16 protein-coding genes, 1 pseudogene and 1 riboswitch are annotated in these 18,258 nt (G+C 72.8%); of the genes and pseudogenes, 3 read left to right on the top strand and 14 right to left on the bottom strand.

Annotated elements, in window-relative coordinates; translation table 11 throughout:
- Window positions 1-22: 22 nt before the first annotated feature.
- From ACIQCJ_RS25145 to ACIQCJ_RS25095, 11 genes and pseudogenes are all read right to left on the bottom strand, one after another.
- Window positions 23-676 carry a bifunctional 4-hydroxy-2-oxoglutarate aldolase/2-dehydro-3-deoxy-phosphogluconate aldolase gene (locus ACIQCJ_RS25145; RefSeq protein ID WP_401307442.1) on the bottom strand — a complete coding sequence of 218 codons (654 nt, stop codon included), beginning with the start codon at window positions 674-676 and terminating at the stop codon, window positions 23-25.
- 136 nt (window positions 677-812) lie between these two features.
- Window positions 813-1,709: a hypothetical protein gene (locus ACIQCJ_RS25140; protein WP_402712594.1), complete on the bottom strand. Its 897-nt coding sequence runs from the start codon at window positions 1,707-1,709 to the stop codon at window positions 813-815.
- Window positions 1,703-2,848, bottom strand: a complete 1,146-nt coding sequence (gene dgoD / locus ACIQCJ_RS25135; RefSeq protein WP_391047794.1) for a galactonate dehydratase — start codon at window positions 2,846-2,848, stop codon at window positions 1,703-1,705. The genes ACIQCJ_RS25140 and dgoD overlap by 7 nt, the downstream gene beginning before the upstream one ends.
- A gap of 122 nt (window positions 2,849-2,970) precedes the next feature.
- A pseudogene (locus ACIQCJ_RS25130) lies at window positions 2,971-3,708 on the bottom strand (FadR/GntR family transcriptional regulator); the annotation flags it as partial.
- A gap of 69 nt (window positions 3,709-3,777) precedes the next feature.
- Window positions 3,778-4,536, bottom strand: a complete 759-nt coding sequence (locus ACIQCJ_RS25125; RefSeq protein ID WP_355334955.1) for an SDR family NAD(P)-dependent oxidoreductase — start codon at window positions 4,534-4,536, stop codon at window positions 3,778-3,780.
- Window positions 4,537-4,633: 97 nt separating this feature from the next.
- Complete coding sequence (locus ACIQCJ_RS25120; RefSeq protein WP_402712593.1) at window positions 4,634-6,784, bottom strand: alpha-galactosidase; 2,151 nt, start codon at window positions 6,782-6,784, stop codon at window positions 4,634-4,636.
- Window positions 6,781-7,713, bottom strand: coding sequence for a carbohydrate ABC transporter permease (locus tag ACIQCJ_RS25115; protein WP_355334959.1), 933 nt, complete (start codon window positions 7,711-7,713; stop codon window positions 6,781-6,783). The genes ACIQCJ_RS25120 and ACIQCJ_RS25115 overlap by 4 nt, the downstream gene beginning before the upstream one ends.
- Window positions 7,710-8,645 (bottom strand): sugar ABC transporter permease, encoded by a 936-nt coding sequence (locus ACIQCJ_RS25110; RefSeq protein WP_355334961.1) that lies wholly within the window; start codon window positions 8,643-8,645, stop codon window positions 7,710-7,712. The genes ACIQCJ_RS25115 and ACIQCJ_RS25110 overlap by 4 nt, the downstream gene beginning before the upstream one ends.
- Before the next feature lies 1 nt (window position 8,646).
- Window positions 8,647-9,939 (bottom strand): ABC transporter substrate-binding protein, encoded by a 1,293-nt coding sequence (locus ACIQCJ_RS25105; RefSeq protein ID WP_355334962.1) that lies wholly within the window; start codon window positions 9,937-9,939, stop codon window positions 8,647-8,649.
- 172 nt (window positions 9,940-10,111) lie between these two features.
- Entirely contained in the window at window positions 10,112-12,256 is a 2,145-nt protein-coding gene (locus ACIQCJ_RS25100; protein WP_402712592.1) for a glycoside hydrolase family 27 protein, read from the bottom strand.
- Between the two features lie 121 nt (window positions 12,257-12,377).
- A complete protein-coding gene (locus ACIQCJ_RS25095; RefSeq protein WP_402712591.1) occupies window positions 12,378-13,280 on the bottom strand; it encodes a helix-turn-helix domain-containing protein in 903 nt (300 codons plus the stop codon).
- A 205-nt stretch (window positions 13,281-13,485) separates the two neighbouring features.
- Between ACIQCJ_RS25095 and ACIQCJ_RS25090 the strand changes: the two genes are divergently transcribed.
- Complete coding sequence (locus tag ACIQCJ_RS25090) at window positions 13,486-14,262, top strand: SDR family oxidoreductase (RefSeq protein WP_401307460.1); 777 nt, start codon at window positions 13,486-13,488, stop codon at window positions 14,260-14,262.
- 17 nt (window positions 14,263-14,279) lie between these two features.
- On the opposite strand, the gene ACIQCJ_RS25085 is transcribed toward ACIQCJ_RS25090, so the two are convergent.
- Entirely contained in the window at window positions 14,280-14,600 is a 321-nt protein-coding gene (locus ACIQCJ_RS25085) for a multidrug efflux SMR transporter (RefSeq protein ID WP_188280976.1), read from the bottom strand.
- Between the two features lie 32 nt (window positions 14,601-14,632).
- A riboswitch (guanidine-III (ykkC-III) riboswitch) is annotated at window positions 14,633-14,703 on the bottom strand.
- A gap of 194 nt (window positions 14,704-14,897) precedes the next feature.
- On the opposite strand from ACIQCJ_RS25085, the gene ACIQCJ_RS25080 reads away from it, so the two are divergent.
- A complete protein-coding gene (locus tag ACIQCJ_RS25080; RefSeq protein WP_355334974.1) occupies window positions 14,898-15,584 on the top strand; it encodes a TetR/AcrR family transcriptional regulator in 687 nt (228 codons plus the stop codon).
- Window positions 15,585-15,619: 35 nt separating this feature from the next.
- On the opposite strand, the gene ACIQCJ_RS25075 is transcribed toward ACIQCJ_RS25080, so the two are convergent.
- Complete coding sequence (locus ACIQCJ_RS25075) at window positions 15,620-16,357, bottom strand: SDR family NAD(P)-dependent oxidoreductase (RefSeq protein WP_401307464.1); 738 nt, start codon at window positions 16,355-16,357, stop codon at window positions 15,620-15,622.
- 91 nt (window positions 16,358-16,448) lie between these two features.
- Here ACIQCJ_RS25075 and ACIQCJ_RS25070 point away from each other — a divergent pair, with 91 nt between their 5' ends.
- Window positions 16,449-17,312 (top strand): LysR family transcriptional regulator, encoded by an 864-nt coding sequence (locus tag ACIQCJ_RS25070; RefSeq protein WP_402712590.1) that lies wholly within the window; start codon window positions 16,449-16,451, stop codon window positions 17,310-17,312.
- 43 nt (window positions 17,313-17,355) lie between these two features.
- Here ACIQCJ_RS25070 and ACIQCJ_RS25065 read toward each other — a convergent pair whose 3' ends face one another.
- Window positions 17,356-18,027 (bottom strand): GDSL-type esterase/lipase family protein, encoded by a 672-nt coding sequence (locus tag ACIQCJ_RS25065; protein ID WP_391047819.1) that lies wholly within the window; start codon window positions 18,025-18,027, stop codon window positions 17,356-17,358.
- Window positions 18,028-18,258 lie beyond the last annotated feature (231 nt).

The raw sequence follows: 18,258 nt of genomic DNA, 5'->3' as shown, positions 1-18,258 counted from the left end.
CCCCGTCCCGTCGTACTCCCGGTCATCGCGCGGCCCGCGCGCTCGGCGCGTCCGTCTCCGCGACGGCGGCGAGGAAGTCCTTGGCCCGCGCGCGGAGCGCGGTCCGGCTGCCGCCGCTCGCCGCGTCGCCGATGAGGGGCGAGCCGACGCCGACCGCGAGGGCTCCGGCGGCGAAGTAGGCGCGGGCGGCCGGGATGTCGACGCCGCCGACGGGCACGAAGGGCAGGTCGGGGAAGGGGCCGCGCAGGGCGCGGAGGTAGCCGGGGCCGCCCGCTTGCTCGGCGGGGAAGAGCTTGAGCGCGGTGGCGCCGAGCCGCCGCGCGGTGACGATATCGGTGGGCGTCATCACTCCGGCCAGCACGGGCAGGCCCAACTCCCGTGCGGCGCTGACGCCTTCGCCGACCGCGGGCGTGACGACGAAGTCGGCCCCGGCGCGGTGCGCGTCCTTGGCGTCCTGCTCGGTGAGGACGGTGCCCGCGCCGAGCGGCGCGTCGGGGCCGAGGGCGGCCCGGGCCGCGGCGATGACGCCGAGCGCGTTCCGGCCGCTGAGCGAGACCTCGACCAGCGCGACGCCCTCCTCGACCAGGGTCAGTACGGTGCGCAGCGACGCGTCCTCGTCGTCGCCGCGCACGATGGCGACGAGGCGGTGGGCGCGCAGCGCGGTGAGCAGGTCCACGGGTGATGTTCCTTTCCTGTTGCGGTGATTGGGACGGCGTGGGGCCGGGGCGGGCGGTGGGGTCGGTGTGAGCCGGTCGCGGTGCGGTGAGCCGGTCGTGGTGAGCCGGACACGGTCAGCCGATCCCGTCGAGGGTTCAGCGGTTCTGGGCGGACGCGGCGGCGGTGGCGGCGGAAGCACCGGCGGCCGTGACCGTGAGCCGCCAGCGGACCTCGCCGCTCGCGGGCACGCGGGCCGCGTCCCCCTCCCCCGCTGTCGCCAGGTCGAAGACCCGCCCGAGCATCGGCTCCACGCCGATCGAGCGGTACGGCGCGCCCTCGGGGAAGCCGCCCAGATTCCGCCACAGGGCGATGGACGCGGGCTGACCGGCCACGTCGAGCGCGAACCGCAGCCGGTCGGGCCCGTCGTGCACGGTCGCCGTCGCGGCCTCGACGACCGCGCCGCTCGCCGTACCGTCGTCGGGCCCAAGCAGGTCGAAGCGGGTACGCGTCCCGTCGCCCGTGCCCCCGGCGGACGGCCAGGTGAACGGCTCGCGCCGCGCGCCCCCGTCCGGGTAGTGCAGGGCCTGTGCGCCGGGCGGCAGTTCGATCCGGCCGTCCCGCGACACGTCGAGGAGCGCGTGGGCGGCCCACAGGAAGCGGTAGCCGGGCGCGGCGGTCAGCCGGTAGTCGACCACCGCGCCGCCGCCGGGGCCGCCCCCGATCCGCCGGGTGAGCCGGAAGTCGGGGTGGTCGACCCGGTCCGCGCCATCCGCGCCGCCCGCGCCATCCTCGCCGTCCCCGCCGTTCTCGCGCCGCCAGGGGCGCGACCACACGTCGCCGTGGTCGGGGACGCCCCGGACGGTGGGCAGGCACTCCTCCACACCGCCCGCGTCGGCGAAGGCGTCACCGGGCGCGACGCCCGCGCGGCGCGGCTCGTCCCGGTGCCAGAGCCATTCGCGGTCCCCGGCCCGCAGCGACGTCCAACGGCCGCCGTGCGCAAGGTCGGTGACGATCCGTACGGGAAGCGCCGCCCCGGTCAGCGCTGTCACCATTCCGCGAACGACCCGTCGGCGTGCCGCCACACCGGATTGCGCCAGGCGTGCCCACCGCGGTCGGCGGCGCGTACCGCCGCCTCGTCCACGGTGATCCCGAGCCCCGGCAGCCCGGTGCGCAGCGCCTGGCCGTCCACGAAGCGGAACGGCTCGGTGTCCACCAGATACGACAGCAGGTCGGCGTCCTTGTTGTAGTGGATGCCGCGGCTCTGCTCCTGGATGAGGAAGTTCGGCGTGCAGAAGGCGACTTGGAGGCTGGCGGCGAGCGAGATCGGCCCCAGCGGGCAGTGCGGGGCGAGTTGGGCGCCGTACGTCTCGGCGAGCGACGCGATCCGCGTCACCTCGGTGATGCCCCCGGCGTGCGAGAGGTCCGGCTGCGCCACGGCTATGCCCGCGGTGAGCGCGGGCAGGAACTCCGCACGCCCGTACAGGCGTTCACCGGTCGCGATCGGTACTTCGGTGGAGGCCACCAGGCCGCCGAGCAGATGTCCCAGCTCCGGCAGCAGCGGCTCCTCGACGAACAGCGGGTGCAGCGGGGCGATTTCACGCAGCACGCGCCGGGCGCCCGCGGCCGTGAAGCGGCCGTGGAAGTCGACGGCGACATCGCGTCCGGGGCCGAGCGCCTGGCGCGCGGCGGCCACCCGCTCCACGACGGCGGCGGTCTCGGCGGGCGTGGTGAGCGCCGACGTGCGGCCGGCCGCGTTCATCTTGACGGCGGTGAAGCCCGCCTCGACCTGCGCGCCGACGTCCTCCGCGAGCCGCGCGGGCTCGTCGCCGCCGACCCAGGCGTAGACCCGGACCGCGTCCCTGACCGGACCGCCGAGCAGGCCGTACACGGGGGCGCCGTACGTCTTGCCCGCGATGTCCCACAGCGCGTGGTCGAGACCGGCGACGGCGCTGGAGAGCACCGGGCCGCCGCGGTAGAAGCCGCCCTTGGTGAGCACCTGCCAGTGGTCCTGGATCCGCAGCGGGTCCTGGCCGATCAGATACTCGGCCAGCACGTCGACGGCGGCGCGCACCACCTCGGCCCGCCCCTCGACCACGGGTTCGCCCCAGCCGACGACGCCCTCGTCCGTCTCGATCCGGCAGAACAGCCACCGGGGCGGTACGAGGAAGGTCTCGACGCGCACTATCTTCACTTCGCCGCCTCTGAAGCCGTGGAGGTCTGGGATTCCTTGGTTGCCCGCGCCGTTTCGGATGCCTGCGCCCTTTCGGATGCCCGCGCCGTTTCGGATGCCCCGGTTGTCCCGGACCCGCCGGACCCGCCGGACCCCTCGACCGCCTCGGCGCCCGAGCCGTGCACCAGGTCCAGGTCGCGGACGGCCTGGTCAAGCAGGGCCCGCATGGCGCGCTCGGCGGCGTCCGGGTCCTGGTCGCGTACCGCGTCGAGGACGGCCCGGTGGCTGGGCACCGGGTCCTGGCCGTGCGGGGAGCTGTGCACGATCTCGTCGCGGTGCGCGAGACCGGACTCGATCACCATCTCCATCCGCTCCAGCAGTTCGTTGTGGGTTGCGGCGAGCAGGGCGCGGTGGAAGGCGAGGTCGGCCTCGACCGCGTGCGCGGCGCCGCCCTCGTCCTCACCCATCGCGGTGAGCGCGGCGTCCAGCGCGACCAGGTCGCCGTCGGTACGGCGCACCGCCGCCAGCCGTACGGCGGCCGGTTCGACGATCCCGCGGACCTCGCCGAGGCTGCGCAGCAGCCCCAGGTCGGCCCCGGTGCCGGTGCCGCCCGCGAACTGCCAGCGCAGCACGTCGGCGTCCAGCAGATTCCAGTCGGCGCGGGCTCTGACGAAGGTGCCGCGTTTCTGCCGCGCGTCGACCATCCCCTTGGCCGCCAGCACCTTCAGCGATTCGCGCAGCGCGGTGAGACTGACGTCCAACTCGCTCTGCAACGCCACGAGATCGAGTGTCGCCCCTTCGGGGATCTCGCCGCTGAGCACCCGGCGCGCGAGAGTCTCCACGGTCTGCCCGTGCACTCCGCGGCGCGCGTATGGCGTCATGTCGTTCTGCCTTTCTCCAGGTCGGGTGGGGTATCCCGGGTGAGGTACGGCGATGGTGGTCGGCGGCGGTCAGGCCGAGGCCTTGGTGACACTCCAGCCGCCGTCCACCAGCAGGCTCGAACCGGTGATGTACGAGGCGTCGTCCGAGGCGAGGAAGGCGATGGCCGCGGCGACCTCCTCCGGGCGGCCGAAGCGGCGCGCCGCGGTCTCCGCGACGCTGCGGGCCCGGTCCTCCTCGGGCACCCGGTCCCAGGCCGCGGTGAGGATCGGACCAGGGAGCACCGCGTTGACCCGGACTTCGGGCCCGTACTCGACGGCCAGTTGGCCGCTCAGCGACAGCAGCGCGCCCTTGGCCGCCGCGTAGGCGGGGTGGCCGGGGATGCCCTTGTGCGCGTGGACGGAGGAGGTGAGGACGGCGGCGCCGCGGGCGGTGCGCAGGTCGGGCAGCAGCGCCCGGAAGCCGAGGAAGCCGCCGGTGAGGTTGACCGCGAGCTGACGCTCCCAGGAGGCGACGGACATCTCGTGGGCCGGGGCCACGTCGACGGTGTAGGCGTTGGAGACCAGGGCCGCCACGGGGCCGTAGGCGTGCGCCACCGCGACGATCCGCTCCCAGTCCTCGGGGTCGGACACGTCCGCCCGTACGGACACCGCCCGGCCGCCCTCCTCGCGGATGCCCGCGGCGACGCCCTCGGCGCGGTCGGCCGCGATGTCGGCGAGGACCACGGCGGCGCCCTCGGCCGCGAGCCGTTCTGCGGTGGCCGCGCCGATCCCGGAAGCGGCTCCGGTGACCACGGCCACCTTGTCGGCGAAGCGGAGTGCTGCGTTCATGTGCTGGTCCTGCTCCTCGGTACGGTGGGGCTGGTCGGTACGGTCGGTGCGGTCGGGTCGCTCGGTGCGGTCGGACCGGTCCGGGCCTCCCGCGACTTTAGTGACGCCCGGAGCCGTCGGCGGCCTCCTGCCGCGCCAGCACGACGAGTTCGGCGTCGTGTCGACCGGTCCAGCCGAACGGCAGGCCGCTGTGGAGCAGATACGCCCCGCTGTACACCGTCCCGTCCGCCGTGTCGGTGTAGCGGGCGGCGGGGTCCAGGCCGCGCAGCCGCAGCCGCGAGGCGCGTCCGGGGACCAGCGGCGCGCCGTCGAGCCGTCCGGTGCTCCACGCGGTGACCACGACCCGCGCGCCGCCGCGCTCCTCGTACTGGACACCGCAGGTCGGATCGGCGGGGCCGTTCAGCAGCCGGGCCGTGCCGTGGTGGACGACGTCGCGGATCTCCTTGTAGCGGGCGATCCAGCCCGCCGCCTCGGTGCGCTGCTCCGGCGTCCAGGCGCGGATGTCGGCGCCGATGCCGAGCACGCCCGCGATGGCGAGGACGAAGCGGAAGGCCAGGGAGCGGGGCCGCGGGTCGAAGACGCCGGGCGCGTCGGTGACCCAGGAGCTCATGGTGTGCGGGGCGTGCGCGTGCAGATAGCCGTACTGGATGGCGAGCCGGTCGAGCGGCGCGGTGTTGTCGCTGGGCCAGACCACGTCGGTACGGGCCAGCGTGGCGTGTTCGATGCGGGCGCCGCCGCCCGCGCAGCCCTCGACGGTGACGTGCGGGTGGTGGGCGCGCAGGTGGTCGAGGACCCGCAGGTATCCGGCGACGTGGTCGGCGTCGAGGTCCTGGCCCGCGGCCGGTCCCGTGTCGGGCCTGCCGCGCTCGGTCGGCGGGCGGTTCATGTCCCACTTGAGGTAGCTGACGGCGTGTTCGCCGAGCAGCCGGTCCAAGGTGGCGATCACGAAGTCCTGCACGTCCACCCGGCCGAGGTCGAGCAGCAGTTGCTCGCGGACGAGGGTCGCCGGGCGGCCGTCGATCCGGTACACCCACTCGGGGTGCTTGGCGTACAGCTCGGACCGCGGGCTGATCGCCTCCGGTTCGACCCACAGGCCGAAGTCCATGCCGGTGGCGCGGACCCGCTCGATGAAGCCGTCGAATCCCTCGGGGAAGTTGGCCGGGTCCGGGGTCCAGTCGCCCAGTCCCCCGGTCTCGTCCCGCCGCCCGCGGAACCAGCCGTCGTCCACGACGAAGAGTTCGACGCCCATGTCGGCGGCGACGGCGGCCAGTTCGAGCTGCGCGTCGGCCTCGACGTCGAAGCCGGTGGCCTCCCAGGAGTTGTACTGCACCTTGCGGGTACGGTGCAGCCGCTCGCCGCTCAGCGCGCGCTCGTACGCGTGCCAGATCCGCGTCAGTCCGTCGAGCCCTTCCGGGCTGAAGGCGCAGGCGACGCGCGGGGTGGTGAGCGTGGCGCCGGGCGCGAGGCGGACGGACTCCTCGTGCGGCAGCCGTCCGGCGCGTACGCGGACGATCCCGCCGGGTTCCGCGTCCGCGGTGATGTGCCAGTTGCCCGACCACTCCAACGCGATGCCGTAGGTGGGGGTGTCGCCCTCCTGCGGGGCGGCGGCGTCCTGGACCGCGAGCCAGGGCGCGTAGGCGTGGCCCGGCACTCCCTGGGTGGAGGCCATCTCGAACCGGCCCCTGACGAGGTCGAGTTGGGTGCGCTGGAACTCCTGCGACCACTGGCCCGTGAGGTAGGTGAGCCGGGCGCCCCCGCCGTCGGTGACGGGGACGCTGATCGCGGCGGAGTCCAGGCGTTCCAGGCGCAGTTCGTCCGGTCCCGTGCAGGTCAGCTCGGTCCAGCGCAGCAGTACGTCGGTGCCGGGCACGGTCTCGTAGCGCAGCGCGACCCGCAGTCCGAGGTGGTCGTCGGTGAAGTCCAGGCGCAGCGACCGGTCGTCGTCCTGTGTGGCGCGCTCGAAGGTCCACCACACGCCGCGTTCGCCGTCGGGGCGGCGTACGACGAGGTCGGCGCCGCCGAAGGGACGCATGCCCTGGGGCAGGTATTCGGCCGGGGCGGCGTCGGCGGGGGTGATGTAGTGGGTGCGGCGCGACCAGTCCAGCGGGGACGGGCCGGTCTCGGCGCCGTGCGGGCCCCAGGCGGCGACCTCGGCCCACCGCCCGTCGCCGCCGAGGCGGACGGCGTAGGTGGTGGTGTCGGTGCGCAGCAGCCACGGTGCGGCCGACGGCGTTGCGGACGGGGTCACTTGACTGCTCCCAGGTTGAGTCCGGCCACGAAGTGCCGCTGGAATCGGAGGAAGACGATGACGGTCGGGGCGGCGGCGATAACGGAACCGGCCGCGATGACGTTCCACATAGAGACGTACTGGCCCTGGAGGCCGATCAGCGACGCGGTGATCGGCATCTTGCTGTCGGTGCGCAGCACGGTGATGGCCCACAGCAGGTCGTTGAAGATCCACGTGAACGACAGCGCGGTGAGCGCGGCGAGCGCGGGCCTGGCGAGCGGCAGGATGATCCGCGTGTAGATCTGCCAGGGGCCCGCTCCGTCGATGACGGCGGCCTGCTGGATCTCCGGCGGGATGGACCGCATGAAGCCGTGCAGCACGAAGACGTAGAAGCCGACGCCGAAGCCGACCTGGACGCCGATGAGGGCGTACAGCGAGTCGTAGAAGCCCAGTTGCTCGCTGAGCTTGGAGACCGGGATCAGCAGGATCTGCGGCGGCAGCAGATTGCCGCTGAGCATCACCAGCAGCAGTACGCGGCGCAGCGGCACGTCGTAGCGGCTGAGCGCGAAGGCGGCCATCGAGGCGAGCAGCAGCGAGATCAGCACGGTGGGGACGGACACCAGCATGCTGTTGATCAGCGCGCGCTGCTGTCCGCCGTCGACCCATGCCTGGCGGAAGCCGTCGAGGGTGAAGGAGTGCGGCAGGCCGCCGAGGCCGTTGGCGGCGATGTCGTCGAAGGAGCGGGTGCTGGTGACCAGTACGACGACGATGGGGATCAGCCAGATCAGCGACAGCAGTCCCGCGCCGGTGTGGAAGGCGGCGGTCCCCCAGGCGCGGCGCCGGTCGGGCCGACGGCTCCCGCCGCGCGCGGCCTTCGCACCGGCACCCGCGTCCTCGCCGGTACGGTCCGCGGTCGGCGCCGCGTCGGCGCCCGCGTGCGTGACGGTCATGAGTCGGCCTCCTTGAAGGCGCGCACCAGGTACGACGCGATCACGCCGAACGCCAGCACGAAGATCACGACGGCGAGCGCGGAACCGTAGCCGAGCCGCAGGGACTGGAAGGCGGTGGAGTACATGTACGTGCTGAGCAGTTCGGAGGAGTGGTACGGGCCGCCGCGGGTGAGCGCCCACACCACGTCGAAGGAGCGCAGCGAGTCGATGATGATGACCGACAGCACGACCGCGTTGACGCTGCTGAGCTGCGGCAGCGTGATGTGCCGGAACTGCTGCCAGCGGGAGGCGCCGTCGACCTTGGCGGCCTCGTAGAGCATCGGGTCGATGCCCTTGAGTCCGGCCAGGTAGAGCACCATCACGTAGCCGATCTGCCGCCACAGGGCGGGCACGATCACGGCGTAGAACGCGGTGTCCTGGTCGGCGAGCCAGGGGTGGGTGAGGCTGCCGAGTCCGAGGCCGGACAGGGTGTGGTTGATCAGGCCGTCCGGCTGGTACATCGCCTGCCAGACCAGGGCGGTCGCAGTCAGCGAGAACACCACGGGCAGGAAGAGCGCGGCCCGGTAGAAGCCGACCCCGCGCCGCTCCTGCTGGAGCAGCAGGGCCGCGCCGAGGCCGAGCGCGGCGGACAGGCCGCCGAAGAGCACCAGCCACAGCACGGTGTCGAGCACGGCGGTGTGGAAGACGCTGTCGTGCACCATCTCCCGGTAGTTGCCCAGGCCGATGAACCGCGGCGCCGAGACCCCGTCCCACTTGGTCAGCGAGAGGTAGAAGCCCTGGAGGGCGGGCCAGAAGACCCAGAAGCCCTCGGCGAGCAGCGGGACCAGGACGAAGGCGAGGACGACGGGCGGGACCCGGGTCGCCTGCTTGCGCTTCTTCGGCTTCCCCGGCTTCTTGCCCGGGTCCGCGCGGGTCGCGGTGAGCACCGCCATCTCACTGGCTCCAGATCTTCTGCGCGTCCCGCTGCCAGGTGGTGAGGATCGAGTCGATCTCCTTGGGCTTGGCCAGGAACTTCGTCAGCGCGGTGTCGGCGGTCGGCTGAAGGGCGTCGCTGGAGTCGCGGTTGAAGAACTGCGTGACCTCGGCGGCGCTCTCGATCAGCGCGCGGCCCTTCTTCACCAGCGGGGTGCCGCTGTCCTTGGCCTTGGGGTTGGTCGGCAGCGCGGTGCCGGAGGAGCCCTTGATGTAGGTCTCCTGCGCCGGGGCGGTGGCCAGATACCGCATGAAGTCCTTGACCTCGTCCCGGTGGCCGGTGCGGGCGCTGGCGAAGTAGCCGTCGGTGGGGCCCTCCTCGGCCATCGGGATCTTGGCGTCGATCACCGGGAAGCGGAAGAAGTCGATGTCGTCCAGTTCGCCCTTCGGGGCGGAGTCGGCGAAGAAGGTGCCGATCAGCATCATCCCGGTGCGGCCCTGGAGCAGCGCCGTGGTGGCGTCCTGGAAGGCGAGCGCGGTGCCGTTGGGGTCGAAGTACGGCAGCGCCTCGGCCCACTTGTCGAAGACCTTGCGGACCTCGGGGTCGTCGAAGCGGTGCTTCCCCGCGAGCAGGTCGCGGTGGTACTGGGCGCCGTTGATACGGATGTTGAGGTAGTCGAACCAGGACGACGCGACCCACGCGGTGCCGCCGCCCGCGCCGAGGCCGATCGGCGCGACGCCCTTGGACTTGAGCGTCTCGCACAGGGCCATGAACTCGTCCCAGGTCTTGGGCTCCTGGACGCCCCACTTCGCGAAGTTCGACTTCCGGTAGAACACGCCCCACCAGTAGTACGTGGCGGGCACGAACACCTTCTGGCCCGACGAGGAGGTGCACAGAGTCTGGAGCGCCTTGGAGTAGCCGGACAGCTCCGGCTCGGCCCAGATGTCGCCGACGTCGAGCAGCAGATTCCTCTTGGCGTACGAGTCCGCGACCGAGCCGGGGTACCAGGTGAGCAGGTCCGGCGGGTTGCCGGAGGTGAGGTACGTCGGGAGCTGGGTGCGGAAGGTCTCAGAGGCGACCGTGTTCAGCTTGGCCTTGCCGTCGCCCTGCTTGTTGTACGCGGCCACGAGGTCCTGCATCGCGGCCTTCGCCTGCGGGGACGACAGGTTGGACTGAAGGGTGACCGGGCCCTTGCCCGACTGGGTCTTGGCACCGGACGAGCCGGAGGTGACGCAGCTACTCATCATCGCCGCGGCGCCGACGGCGCCCGCACCGGCGAGGAACCGGCGGCGGCTGGGTTGCGAGGTGTTCATGGGACTCCCTTACGCCCACGGAACGGGGCCCGGCCCCCTGACGACCGGGCCCTCGTTCGGCTGGTACAGACTGTCGTGACGGCGGAGCGCCGTCAAGATTAATTCCTAATTTATTTACTTAGGCACGTCCGTGGCCGTGCGCGATCCCGCACCGGACGCCGTACCCGACCTGTCAGAGCGTGCTCTGGCGGACGGCTCCGCCCACCCCGCGGAAGACCACCAGCACGCTCCCGTCCGCCGCGGCCGTGGCCCCGGCCGACCCGTCGAGCGCCCCGCTCACGAACGCCGTGCGCGGGTACCACCCCGACCAGGTGTCGCTCGCGGCGTCGTACCCGCGCTGCCAGAGCGTGTAGTCCGAGGCCCGCGCGAGCAGTTGGACGGTGCCGCCCGCCGTGACCAGCGTGGGCGCGGCACTGATGGTGCCGCCCAGCGACGACCAGCCGGACCAGGCGCCCGAGGTGTCGCGCACCCGCGTCCACACCGCGTCGTCCGCGGCCCGCACCGCCACATGGATCCGGCCCGCGGAGTCGGTGACGGCCGACGGCCGTCCGTACAGCGCCAGTCCGTCCGGCGCGCCGATCGAGGTCCAGCCGGTGCGCGGGCCGCGGCTGCGGACCGTGCCGTCGCTCCCGGTGGCGAACAGCGTCCACCGGTCGGGGCCGTCGAAGGCGACGGTCGGCGCGTCCGCGAGCCGCCCGCCCAGGCTCTGCCAGCCGCCCCAGCGGCCGTGTTCGTAGGTCCGCCGGTACGCGGCGCCGTCCGTGCCGCGCACGAACACGTCGATCCGGCCGCCCGCGCTGCCGTACGCGGCGGGGTCGCCGAGGAACCGGCCGCGGGTGGGGCCGCCGAGGTCGGTGGTGCGCGCCGGCCAGTGACCGTCCCGGCCGGTGCGCGCCCGCAGTTCGCCGCCGTCGCCGCGGGTGAACGCGGTCAGCGTGGCGCCGTCGCGCACCAGCGCGGGGCTCGCCGTGGACCGGCCGCCGAGCGTGACGCCGGGCGCGTCGTCGCGCCCGGTGAGCTTCAGGAAGGCGGTGCCGTGGGCCGGGACGGTGACGGTGTACGAGCCGGTGCGCGTGCCCCGGTCGGCGCGCGCCCGCAGGTCGCGTACGGCCACGTTGCCGGTCAGCCCGGCGGCGGCGAAGTCGACCGTGCGCGCGGCGGGCCGGTCCGAGCGGTTGAGCAGGACGACCGCGCGGCGGCCCGCGCCCTGGAGGACCTTGCTGTAGACGTCGCCGGTCGCGTCGGTGGCCACCCGTACGCCCTGGATCGCCAGCGGGTCCTGGTCGACGGCGAGGATCTCCGGATTGCGCAGCGTGTCGAGCATCGCCTTGGGCAGGGTGCGCGGGTCGGAGCCGATGACCAGCGGGGAGGCCATCTCCGCCCACATCACGAGCTGCGTGGTGGACTCCTCCTGCGTCAGCTCGTACGAGCCGTCGGGCATCTTCCGCATCGGGATCAGATAATCGGGGTCGTTGTAGTGGCCGGGGCCCTGCGCCTCGGGGTGCCAGGCGTTGGCGTCCATGTTGCGCAGCACATTGGGCCACTCGTCCGCGGTCGGCGTGCCGTAGGCGATGTCGGTGCCGCTGCGCCAGGAGTCGGCGGCGGTCGGCCCGTACACGTACGCGTTGTGCGCGTCCTGCGCCGGGGTGTGCGGCAGACCCCAGTCGTCGGTGAGCGGGTTGCACAGGTTGAGGATCATCGGGCGGCCGGACTTCGCGACGGCGTCGCTGAACTCCTTGAAGGCCGGGCCGGGATCGAGCTTTTCCGCGATGCCGCACAGGAAGTCGACCTTGACCGCGTCGATCTTCCAGGCGGCGAACTGGTCGGCGTCCTGCCGGTAGTGGCCGCGGCTGCCGAGCCCGCAGTTCGCCGGGTCGTAGTCGCCCGCGTCGGTGTAGATGCCGGCCTTGAGTCCGCGCTGGTGCAGATAGGTCACCAACGCCGGTATGCCGGAGGGGAATCGGTCCCGGTTGGCGGTCAGGCGTCCGGCGCTGTCGCGGGGCGTGTCGGCCTGCCAGCCGCCGTCGAGCCACACGATGTCGTAGCCGCTGTCGCGCAGACCGCTGCTGACGAGGTGGTCGGCGACGCTTCTGACCTGGGCCTCGGTGGGGGCGCCGAGGCCGTAGTAGGTGTTCCAGCCCATGTACGGCGTCGGCGCGAGGCCGCTGTCGTAGAAGGCGGGGGCGCCGTCGGCGGCGGTACGCGCCGAGGTGTCGGCATGCGCCGCCCCCGGCACCGCGACCGCGAGCAGTACGCCCGCTCCCGCCGTCGCCACGGCGCGCCGGGCACGCGCCGTCCCTGAACGATGCGAAGTCATGAAGGGTCTCCCGAGAGTTGGGGATACGCGGACGGCCGCCTCCCGGAACACCGGGGACCGCCGCCACGACGAAGACTGTGGCGGCGGTCCCGAACCCTGTCAACGATAATTCCTAATTAACTTAAATTTGCAGCTCCGGGTCGCTGTCCTGGCCGCTTCCCCGGCCGCCGTCGCGCCCTTCCGGAGCGGGCGCCGTCCAGTTGCCGAGGAGCTGGAGCGCCTGGGCGCTCGGCGAGCCCGGCTCGACGGTGTAGACGCACAGCGTCTGGTCCTGATCGCCGGGCGGTTGCAGCGACTCGTAGGAGAACTCCAGGTCCCCCGCGACGGGATGGCGGTAGCGCTTGATCCCGTGGGTGCGGCGCAGCACCCGGTGGTCGTTCCACCACGTGGTGAACTCCGGTGAGCGCAGGGTGAGTTCACCGACCAGGTCGGCGAGCTGACGGTCGTTCGGGTAGCGGCCGGCCTCCAGCCGGAGCATGGCGACGGTCTCGGCGGCGAGTTGCTCCCAGTCGACGACGCGCTCGCGCGCCTCGGGGTCCAGCAGGTAGTAGCGGGCCATGTTCCGGCGGGTCGCGGGCAGCGCGTCGAAGTCGACGAGCAGCGCGCGGGCCAACCGGTTGGACGCCAGCACGTCGGTGCGGCGGCCGAGGACGAAGGCGGGCACGTGCTCCAGCGTCTGGAGCAGCAGATGGAGTCCCGGCCGAACCCGTTGCGGTCCGCTCGGCGCGTGCCGGGAACCTGCGGGCCTGCGGGTCAGCAGGTCGGTCAGGTGCTCGCGCTCGGCGGTGTCGAGCCGCAGCGCGCGGCTGAGCGCGTCGAGCACCTCGGGGGACGGGTTCCCGCCGCGCCCCTGTTCGAGCCGGGTGTAGTACTCGGTGCTCACCCCGGCCAGCCGGGCCACCTCGTCGCGGCGCAGCCCCGGCACCCGGCGGACCCGGCCGTCGGCGGGCAGTCCCGCCTCGTCGGGGGTGATACGGGCCCGGCGCGAGCGCAGGAAGTCGGCGGTGTCGGTGCTGCGGTCCATACCCCCAGTGTGGCGGGCGGCGCGCGGGCCGCGCGCGTCGTGACTGGCCCTGTCAGTACCTGCCTCGCCGGTGCGGGTCAGGCCGTTACCTGCCTGCTCAGGGCGCTTTTCGGCGCTCCGCGGCGGCTGCCCGAGTGGTGTGCTGGACGGCAGGCGGACCGAGGGTCCGCCGCCGGATCACACCGAACACGAAAGGTGGACAGCCATGTCCGCGCACGACATCAGCAAGCCCCTCACCGGCCGCGTGGCGGTCGTCACCGGCGCCTCCAGCGGTCTCGGCGAGGCGTCCGCGGAGCACCTGGCGGAACTCGGCGCGAAGGTCGCGGTGCTGGCCCGCCGCACCGACCGGCTGGACGACCTGGTCGCCCGGATCACCAAGAACGGCGGCGCCGCGCTGGCCCTGCCGGTCGACGTCACCGACCCGGAAGCCCTGCTGGCCGCCGCCGACCGGGTCGCGGCCGAACTGGGCGGCGCCGACCTGCTGTTCAACAACGCGGGCGTGATGCTGCCCTCGCCGATCGAGGAGCTGCGCACCGACCTGTGGCAGCGGCAGATCGACCTCAACGTCAAGGGCCTGATGAACGCGATCGGCGCCTTCACCCCGCAGTTGATCGCCGCCGCGGCCGAGCGCGGCGTCGCCGACCTGATCAACACCTCGTCCATCGGCGCGCGGAACATCTTCCCGACCTTCGCCGTCTACTGCGGGACGAAGGCGTTCGTGACGCATCTGTCCACGAATCTGCGGGTCGAACTCGGCCCGAAGAACGTGCGCGTCACCTCCCTGGAGCCGGGCATCGTCGGCACCGAACTCCAGACCCACGTCACGGACGCGGGCGCGCTGGAGTGGCTGGACGGCGCCCGGCGGTCGATGGAGTTCCTGGAGGCCGGGGACATCGCCAGGACCGTCGGTTTCATCGCGACGCTGCCGCCGCGGGTCAACATCCAGCAGGTCACCGTCATGCCGACGGGCCAGCCGAGCTGACCCGTCGGCAGCGCCGGTCAGTGGCCGGAGGTCGCCTTCAGACCGACCACGGCGACCAGCAGCAGCGAGACGAAGAAGATCCGGGCGGCGGTCGTGGGCTCGCCGAGCACCGCCATGCCGACCACGGCCGCACCGGCCGCGCCGATGCCGACCCAGACGCCGTACGCCGTACCGATCGGCAGCGTCTTCGCCGCCTGGGAGAGCATCAGCATGCTCGCCACGATGCCCGCGCCGGTCAGCAGACTCGGGACGGGACGGGTGAAGCCGTCGGTGTACTTCATTCCGATCGACCAGGCCACTTCGAGCAGACCTGCGACAACAACAAGGACCCATGCCATGAGGGCACCTCCGTGGGTTTCGTGCTTACGGGGGTGCGCCGTCTTTGCAGGGTCCCGGTACGACGCGCTCGTCGGGTACTCATCCGACCATAGCAAATTCCGGCAATACGGCCACCGGCCGAGGTGCGGACCGGCCGCCGTTTCCGGGACAGTCCCGGCGTCGCACCCCGTATGCGTACGGCGTATACCTTGATCCTCGGCGGCACCGTTCGCGGCTGTATACGCAGTACGCTGCGTAGTGGCGGCGGCGAGGAATCCGGTGTCGCTCAGGCTGTCGACCAGGAGGTGGCGGGATCCGTGGCGGCTCACAAACGCTTGAACAGGGACGAGCTGATTTCCACCGCGCTCGCCGTGGCCGACAGCGAAGGTCTCGAAGCCGTCACCATCCGGCGGGTCGCCCAGCAGCACGACGTGACGCCGATGGCGCTGTACCGGCACTTCCCGGACAAGGACGGGCTGTTCGACGCGGTCACCGAGCGGCTGCTGACCGACGTCCGGGTCCCGGAGCCGGACGAGCGGCCGTGGCACGAGCAGATGAACGACCTGCTGAGCGGTTTCCTCGCGGCGCTGCGCCCGCACCCCAACGCCGCCGGTCTGGTGATCACCCGGATCTTCGCCTCGGAGCCCGGTCTCGTCGTCACCGAACGCACCCTCGCGCTGCTCTCCGCGGCCGGTCTGCCGGTCGAGCAGGGCGCGCAGACCGCCGGTCAGGCGCTGTGCTCGCTGGTGACCCTCGTCATCACCGAGCCCGGCCGCAGCAATCCGGCCCTGGACCCCGAGTCCCGCGAGGAGGCCGTCAGCGCGAAGAAGGCGAGCCTGCTCGACCTCTCCCCCGACCGGTACCCGCACGTCGTGGCCGCCGCCGACGCGCTCTTGTCGTGCGCGAGCAACGACGCGTACTACCGGCGCGGTGTCGACATGATCGTCGCGGGCATGCGCGGCACGGCGCAGGACGCCCTCGCGGCCGAGGCCGTCACCGGCTGACCCGGCGCACCCTCGGGACTCGGTGCTGGAAGCCGTTACCAGGGGACGACGCCGGCGTCCTCGAAGAACCCGCCGGTCGGGCCGCCGTCGGGCAGGGTGGCGAGGCGGATGGGGGTGGCCGCGCCCTGCTGGGGGGTGCGGGGGCCGAGGAAGCCGGTGAAGTCGGTCGCGACCAGGCCGGGGCAGGCGGCGTTGATCAGGATGTTCGTACCGGCGAACTGCCGGGCGTAGTGCACGGTGACGGCGTTGAGGAACGTCTTCGTCGGCGAGTAGGCCGCCATGACCGGGCCGATCTCGACGTCCGGGTCCGCCTGCCGGGTCAGGGAGGCGACGCTGCTGGAGACGTTGACGACGCGCGGCGACGCGGAGCGCCGCAGAAGGGGCAGCATCGCGTTGGTCACGCGGATGACGCCGAGGACGTTGGTCTCCACGACCGTGCGGACCAGGTCGAGGTCGAGCGTCGTCGGGTCCTGCGTCCACCCCGGCCCCGTCGGTCCTGAGATACCGGCGTTGTTGACCAGGGCGTCCAGGCGGCCCTCCCGCCGCTCGACGAGTTCCGCGGCGTCGGTGACGCTGCGGTCGCCGGTCACGTCCAGCGGCACCCCGAAGGCGTCCACCCCGGCGGCGCGCAGCTTGTCGACGGCGGCTTCGAGGCGGCCCCCGTCACGCGCTCCCACGCCCACCCGGTAGCCGAGGGCGCCGAGGCCGCTCGCGATCTCGTAGCCGATTCCCTTGTTCGCGCCGGTCACCAGCGCGATCTTCGTTTCGCTCATACCGTTGATGCTCGCCCGCGGCCGGGCCGCGCATCCAACACCGATACGGTGCTCTGTCATACCCGGCAGGTATCACACGTACGGTGGGGTCATGGACACCTTGGAGATCCGCGAGCTTCGGTACTTCACGGCGGTCGCCGAGGAACTGCACTTCGGCCGCGCCGCCGAGCGCCTCGGCATGGCCCAGCCACCGCTGTCCCGCGCGATCCAGCAGCTCGAACGGCGGCTCGGTGTCACGCTGCTGATCCGCGACCGCCGCGGGGTCGCTCTGACCGGCGCCGGTCAGGTGCTGCTGCACGAGGGCCGCGCGGCCCTGGACGCGACGGCCGCCGCCGCGCGCCGTACCCGCCGGGCCGGTGACGCCGACCGCGCGGGCGGGGCCCGCGACCGTCTGGTCCTGGCGGTGAAGGCCGCCGCGTCCCACGAGCTGCTGCACGAGCTCCTGGACGCCTACGCGGCCGAGCCGGACGCCGCCGAGATCGAGGTGCTGCCGAGCGGCACGTGCGAGCAGGGCGAGATGCTGCGCGACGGCCGCGCCGACGTGGCGCTCATGCACAAGCCGTTCAACTCCCTCGCCGGATTCGACAGCGAGGAACTGATGACCGAGGGCCAGATCGCCATTCTGCCCGCAGGGCACCCCTTGGCCACGCGCGAGGTCCTGTCGCTGGCCGACGTCAGCGACCTCCCCGATCTCCCGCTCGCCCGCTGGGCCCACGACGGCACGTATCCCCCAGGCCCTGGCCCCGAGATCCACGACCAGACGCAACTGGCCCAGCTCATCGCCCTCGGCCGCACCATGGCCGTCTTCCCCGACTCCGCCCGCGCCTGGCTGTGGGCCGAGCACACCGCCGTCCCGCTCAGCGACGCTCCGCCCGTCGTCACCCACATCGCCTGGCCCGCCCACAGCCGCTCCCTCCCCCTCGCCGCCCTGGTCCGCACGGCCACCCGGCTGTGAGCCGGGTGGCCCTGGCGACCGGCAAGCGGCCGGGGCGCGGGGGTCAGGCCCGCTCGGGGAGCGCCGCTCCGACCGCGGTGAGCCAGGCGTCGGCGAGCAGGGCGTGACCGTCCGGGGTCAGGTGGATGCCGTCGTCGGTCCACTTGCGGGGACCGGCGTCGGCGGCGGCCCGCGTCATCAGCGCGTCGGCGGGGACGAGGGTGGCGGAGAAGTCGGCGGCCAGTCGCCGTACCACCGCCAGCTTGCCGTCCAGGTCGTCGCGGAACGCCAGTTGGTCCTCGCTGACGGGCATCACGAACGGCTCGATCAGCACCAGCGCGCTGCCCCGGTCGGCGGCCTGGCCGAGCACGGTGCGGTAGTGGTCCTCGTACTCCTCGTCGGAGGTGGGGTCGTCGCTGTCGAAGCGGCGCCACACCTCGTTGATCCCGACCAGCACGGACACCACGTCGGCGCCGACCGCCAGGCAGTCCCGGTCCCAGCGGCCCCGCAGGTCGACCGCGCGGTTGCCGCTGATGCCCCGGTTGACGAAGCGGACCCCCGAGCCGGGGTGCTCGGCCGCGTACCGCTCGGCCACCATCGCCGCGTAGCCGTCGCCGAGGGAGTCGGGCGCGTCCAGGTCACGACCGCAGTCGGTGATGCTGTCGCCGATGAAGAGCACGACGCCGTCGTCCGGAACGAGATTCGGGCGGACCTGCGGGCTCAGAGGGGACGTCATGATCGGGCCTTTCCCGTGCCGACACGCGTTTCGCTGTTCGTACCACCGTTCGGATCGCCCACTGTACGGTCCCCGACCTGCCCGTTCGCGACCGGCCACCCGCCGACCAGCGGCCCGCCCAGCCGGATTCCGTCCGCACCTGCCGGTACCAACGGCGATGGACGGCGGGTTCGACACACAGCACGGCGGCACCGGCCGCGCCGCGACGTGGTCGGCGGGGGGCGGAAACGT

It is taken from the genome of Streptomyces sp. NPDC093221, assembly GCF_044753885.1.
Taxonomy (GTDB): domain Bacteria; phylum Actinomycetota; class Actinomycetes; order Streptomycetales; family Streptomycetaceae; genus Actinacidiphila.
Note: the sequence above shows the minus strand (reverse complement) of the source record. Positions and strands in the feature narration are given on the sequence as shown.